A 5,851-nucleotide genomic window follows, 5' to 3' on the forward strand; every position below is an offset into this window, starting at 1 on the left:
TATAATAGGAGCCAAGCTTACCAATGAAACCGATGGTCGCTAACTTTCTCTACTGGACAACCGCAGATATCGATGTAATGCCTGATGATTACTGCTAGCTGCGTTATGAAATTATCACAGCATTCACGTAGCCTCCCTGAACAAGAATCAGCATATTATTTGGAGTAAGGATTAAATGCTAAAAAGTTATGAAGCAATTTATGAGAATGGTCAGGTAACATGGCTGACAGAGCAACCACAGGTTAGTTCTGCTCGAATTATTGTTACTGTTCTGTCAGAAGATACTCAGAACACAGTTCCTCTCAAGCGTCGAATTCCTCCGGCTGCTATGGCTGGTAAGGTTAAAATTCTAGGTGATATTGTCAGTCCGATTGTGGACGAAGAGGACTGGGAATGTCTGAAATAATTGTGCTAGACACTCACATCTGGCTGTGGTTTATTAATGGTAATTTGGATCGATTTCCCTCTCGTTGGCTAGATAAAATCGAGGCTGCAAGTAGAGTTGGTGTTTCGCCAGCTTCTTGTTATGAAATTGCTTTAGCTCATAATCGTGGACGGATAGAATTACTCTCGACTGCTGAAGAATGGTTTGAATCATCACTAGCAAATGCAGGTATCGAACTATTTCCACTTACGGAAGTAGTCGCTATCCATGCAGTAGAGTTATCGCCTATTCATAAAGATCCCTTCGACAGACTAATTATTGCAACAGCTTTAGTCTATGGGGCAAAGCTAGCAAGTGTCGATCGCGTATTTTCCCGATATCCAGAACTCGATATTTGCCTAATGAAGTAGCAAATTCTCAATAGAATATAATAAAAACAGAGTTTGGCGATACTCTCACTTCACCGCTATTACCTGGATTTAGTGCAGAGATCGAAGGAATCTTCTCCTAAATATATAAAGAGATTTTCCCCTTACGATCTGTGCAATAGTAGTCGGTCGAGTAGAGGCTGAAAGATTTCTTGTCCGCGTAATTGTTTGCGCCTTCGATCGATCCTTAACGCGATCGAGACACAGAAGATGTCAAGATAGGGAGTTGACTAAAGAGTTCTGTCACTTGCCAACTGCTCTAAATATGCTGCAATTAGTTTCTTCGGGATTTGTCGGGATGTGGTTGAATGCGGCGGGGGTGAGTGTCCCGCCAGCAGCGCCAGCGCAAGCGGTGACGTGGCAAGGCATGTCGTGGCTCACTCCCGCGACACCTGTGGAGCCAACAGTCGAAACTAAGATCGCCCAATATCTGCAAACCCTCAAAACCCAAGGTTTAGATCCCCAGCAGCAAGCAGTTTGGCTCCGTACCGATAGTAATCTGCTGATCGATCGCAATGGTACGATTCCGGTTTCTGCCGCCTCCTTGACGAAGACAGCCACCTCTCTGGCGGCGATTACCACCTGGGGATTGGATAAACGGTTTGAGACGATCGTTAGTGCTAATGGCAAGATCGAGGGGGGGACATTAACAGGCGATCTGATCGTGCGGGGTGGTGGCGATCCCTTATTTGTCTGGGAAGATGCGATCGCGCTGGCTCAAAGTTTGAATAAATTGGGCATTAATCATGTCAGCGGCAATCTCATTGTGGTCGATAAATTCCACATGAATTACAAAGCCGATCCGCAAAAAGCTGGTGAATTACTCAAGCAAGCTTTCACGGGAATCAATCTCCCGCCAGCACTATTAGCTACCGAGCTTAAAGATGTCAATATCGTCAAGTTACCCACAGCACCAACCGACAGCAAGACAACAAAATTACCCCAAGTCAAAATCGCGGGCAAAGTCATCGTTAGTAGCGAGCCGCCAGCAGTAATTACACCGTTAATTCGCCACCAGTCGCTACCACTCGTCGATATCGTGCGCCAGATGAATATCTACAGCAACAACGAAATCGCCCAAATCCTTGCCGATAGCGTCGGCGGTGCCGAGCAAGTGATGAAAATCGTCTCGACTACGGCGAACTTCCCACCTGCGGAGATTCAACTGATTAATGGTTCTGGCTTAGGCGTCCAAAATCGCCTCTCACCCCGCGCAGTCTCTCAAATCTTCCGCACCCTCCACCAAACCCTCCAACCCCTCAATCTCAACCTCGCAGACATCTTTCCTGTAGCTGGCGCGGAATATATCGGCACGCTCAAAGATCGCAATTTACCCGTCGGTACGACGATCAAAACAGGTACCCTCAATGAAGTGAGTGCCTTAGCGGGTGTACTACCAACACGCGATCGCGGTTTAGTCTGGTTTGTCATCGTCAACAAAGGCACTCAAATCGCCAAACTCCGCCAGCAGCAAGACACCCTCCTCCAATCGCTCCAGACAGAATGGGGACGAGTCACCCCCACACCCCTAGTAGTCACCAAACACGATCGCGCACCAGCATACTTCGGCGATCCCGATCGTAACATCGCGATCGCCCCCACATCGCGCTAAAGATATGCGATCGATCTACTCGCCCAGCGGGGAATAATAAGCATAATTTCAATTCTAATTAAATTTATGCTATTTACCCTGTCAGCCATGACGATCGCACCCCATCCTGAATTATTTGTACCGACAATTGTAGATCTGGGTGCTAATATCCAGATCCAATTTGGCATTTTTACGCATGGATTATTACTCGCCGAACAATTTCAAAGTACTGACATTTTGGGTAATATTCAGGGTGGTTGGAATGACTTTCTCCAGACTGGCAAAGCTGGTGCTTTAGCCGTCGGTTTGGTGATGGGCTATATGATTCGGGGCGTTACGCGTTAATTCATAGTTAATAGTTAAGATGACGATCGATATTTCGCAATTGAGAGGTTAAGATTGAGTTTCGATCCCGAATTATGTCGAAATGAAAGCGAAGTCGAAAGTAAACTTATCGTTCGATACTTACTCCCAAAACTAGGATACTCGCCTGATACATGGCATCAGGAAGTAAAATTTGGTAAGATTCGGCTGGACTTTCTGGCTTTCACCCAAAAACTACCATTTAAATTAGGTTTGCCTGTGCGGGGTTTAATTATCGAAGCCAAGCATCCGCGCAAAAATTTAGATAAACATGTCTATCAGCTTCGCACCTATTTAACTAGTTTAGATATTAGTTATGGACTATTGACAAATGGCAAAGAAATCAGAATTTATCACCAGGTAGCAGGATCCGTTCGGTTAGTATTTCAATGCCCAACCCAAGATATAGACGATCGCTTATCGGATATAATTCAGCTCATCGGACGTGAGTTTATCCATAAACAGTTAGTTCAAAGCTTACCCGATCCATCACCGCCATCGCAGCCTGTATCCGCACCAATTTACGCATCTTCCCCAGCATTACTTATGAAAACTATTGCCATCTACCACAACAAAGGCGGCGTCGGTAAAACTACCGTCTCTACCAATCTCGCTGCGGCTCTGAGCAAACGCGGCTTGCGAGTATTATTAATCGATATCGACGCTCAGGCAAATAGTACCTTTGCAACAGGTTTAGTTAAGTTTCAGTTTGAAGAAGAAGATGATTTGCGCGATCGCAATGTTTGCCACCTAATCAGTAGTGCCGATACTAATTTCATACATGAAATAGTCCGCGAATCACAATATTTTAGCGACCCAGAAATTGCCGTAATCCCAGCACATATTAATTTAATAGACAAGCAAGGAGAATTGACAACAATCGTTGCCAGTCGTACCAGGTTAACAGAGAAACTCAAGCGCGTAAAAAACAATTACGATATTGTGATTATCGATACTCCGCCATCTCGCGATATCTACGCAGAAGTCGCACTAATTACCGCAGATTATCTAATTATTCCTTCCGATCTCAAGCCATTTGCCAATCAGGGTCTACCAACAGTTAAAAATTTCATTAAGAGTATGAATGAAAGTAGATCTACCTTTGGTAAGCAGCCAATTGAGCTATTAGGCGTATTAGCTTCAAAAATCTCGACTAATGCTCGATTTATCGAATACACCTTCCCCAAGCAACGAGCAGTTATTAGTAATCGCTATGAGATGCCCCTGATGGAATCGGTCATTTACGATCGCACTGCCCTATCAGAATCATTTAATAAAATAGTTGTCGTCGGCGATATCGAATATCCAGATCCCAAATCGATCTTTAAGTATGCCGATGAAGTCAAGAGTACCGCTCAGGTTTCGGCAATGGAGTTTGAAGTTTTGGCACAGGAAGTTTTAACTAAGATTGGGTTAGTCTCATGATTAAATGTTATTTTGTTGATGTTAAAAGTATCAGCTCGACTGTATCTAAGTCAAAATTTAAAAAGGCAGAGATCGATCGATTAGCCGATGCAATGCTAGCAGCAGATGGATTACTACGTCCATTAATACTGCAACAAACTGGCGTAGAAAAATATACGGTAATCGAAGGTCATCGGGAGTATTACGCCGCCGTCAGCGCGAAGGAGAAAGATATCAAAAAAGCGGAGATGGTAAATGCTTTTATCATCGACGCTAATCTGCAAAAATCGGCGATCGATCAATTAAAGTTATTCACACCACAGTCAGCAAGTGAGAGTCTTACTCCAGATACCGCTCCCGATCTATTAACTGACATCATCGCTGCCAGTATCGATCGACTATTACCTGAAATTACCGCCGCGATCTCGACTCAACTCCAGCCGATCGTTTCCCAACTTGCCAATCATCAACAAATATTAGATACGATCGCATCAGCTCTAGCAACTAAGCCAAAGGATGAAAGCGGAAAACAAATTCAAGCTGAAGAGAAAAAATTGCTTTCGATCGTAGACTTACCAGAACAGGAAGTTAAGCCAGTAGTAGATTCTCAACCTAAGATCGAGCGAAAGAAAAAAAGTGAGTCTGTAGAGACTTTAGGATCGGATTCACCAGAACCCAAACCAACCAAAGCAACTAAAACCACTCCTAGAAGTAGTAAAAAAACTAAAGCCGCAGATACATCTGCATCTATTCCTGTTGCGATCGAACCGCAGGCACAAACTACAGCAACAATTTTAGTGCCGAAAACAACTAAATCTGCTGAAACCAAGCCAGCGGCAACTGGTGTCTCGACGGGTTCAGACAAAGCAACGCTCGCGCTCGATCTAATCAATCATCTCAACCAAGATGAGCTAATGGTAAAAATAGAAAGATCGAGCGTAAAAATCACGAGAGATATAGTTGAAAGTATTATCTTGAAGCGAGCTAGTCAGCCAGCGCAAAAGTTTGCTAGCTGGGACGATCTGAGCGTGTTAAAAATCAAAGGATTAACAGCAGCTAAAATTCAGGAGATTATTAAAAAATTGAAATAGCTGCTCTGCGTAATCTCTGCTAAGTCAAGCTACTTAACTAAATAGTTAGATCGAGACTTATAGCCGATCGCATAAATTGGCCAAGACGATACAATATAAGGATTGTTATACCTAGAATCGAGCTAACGTTGGATGAGTCTGTGTATCAATCCTCAGTGTCCGCATCCAGAAAACTCCGATCGGATGCTATTTTGTCAAAGCTGTGGCTCAGAACTGCTCCTAGCAGGTAAATATCGAGTTGCCAAATTAATGAGCAACAAAGGCGGCTTTGGGGACACCTATGAAGTCACAGAGCGCGGTGTCCCCAAAGTCCTCAAAGTCCTCAAAAGTAATAATGCCAAAGCAATCGAATTATTCGATCGCGAATATAGAGTCCTCGAAAGCTTAACGGGACAAGGAATTGCCGGGGTTCCTTTAGTCGAAGATTTCTTTCTATATACTCCCAATGCTTCCCAGACAGCGCTACATTGCCTGGTAATGGAGCGGATTTTTGGGATGGACTTAGAAGAGTATATCAAAGTGATGCAGCGACCGATCGACCAGAAAACCGCGATCGGGTGGCTCTCCCAATTGACTCAGATTTTGCAAG

The 5,851-nt window shown here is 44.1% G+C and carries 7 protein-coding genes; all 7 read left to right on the top strand.

From position 1 onward, the window contains the following. Positions 1-175: 175 nt before the first annotated feature. Positions 176-406, top strand: a complete 231-nt coding sequence (locus RMO52_RS11810) for a hypothetical protein (RefSeq protein ID WP_309743924.1) — start codon at positions 176-178, stop codon at positions 404-406. Beyond that, on the top strand, positions 394-795 hold the full coding sequence (locus tag RMO52_RS11815) for a type II toxin-antitoxin system VapC family toxin (protein ID WP_309743922.1): 402 nt from the start codon (positions 394-396) through the stop codon (positions 793-795). Before RMO52_RS11810 ends, RMO52_RS11815 begins: the two co-directional genes overlap by 13 nt. 283 nt (positions 796-1,078) lie before the next feature. Beyond that, the gene (locus RMO52_RS11820) at positions 1,079-2,425 is read left to right on the top strand and encodes a D-alanyl-D-alanine carboxypeptidase (RefSeq protein WP_310414319.1); all 1,347 of its coding nucleotides are present in this window, start codon (positions 1,079-1,081) and stop codon (positions 2,423-2,425) included. Between the two features lie 66 nt (positions 2,426-2,491). After that, the gene (locus tag RMO52_RS11825) at positions 2,492-2,749 is read left to right on the top strand and encodes a hypothetical protein (protein WP_309743918.1); all 258 of its coding nucleotides are present in this window, start codon (positions 2,492-2,494) and stop codon (positions 2,747-2,749) included. 54 nt (positions 2,750-2,803) lie between these two features. Next, entirely contained in the window at positions 2,804-4,192 is a 1,389-nt protein-coding gene (locus RMO52_RS11830) for an AAA family ATPase (RefSeq protein WP_310414322.1), read from the top strand. Further along, a complete protein-coding gene (locus RMO52_RS11835) occupies positions 4,189-5,262 on the top strand; it encodes a hypothetical protein (RefSeq protein ID WP_310414325.1) in 1,074 nt (357 codons plus the stop codon). Before RMO52_RS11830 ends, RMO52_RS11835 begins: the two co-directional genes overlap by 4 nt. 132 nt (positions 5,263-5,394) lie before the next feature. Beyond that, positions 5,395-5,851: 4-Cys prefix domain-containing protein (locus tag RMO52_RS11840; RefSeq protein ID WP_396134959.1), on the top strand; the 457-nt coding region annotated here is incomplete at its 3' end.

It is taken from the genome of Chamaesiphon sp. OTE_8_metabat_110, from assembly GCF_031382685.1.
Lineage (GTDB): Bacteria > Cyanobacteriota > Cyanobacteriia > Cyanobacteriales > Chamaesiphonaceae > Chamaesiphon.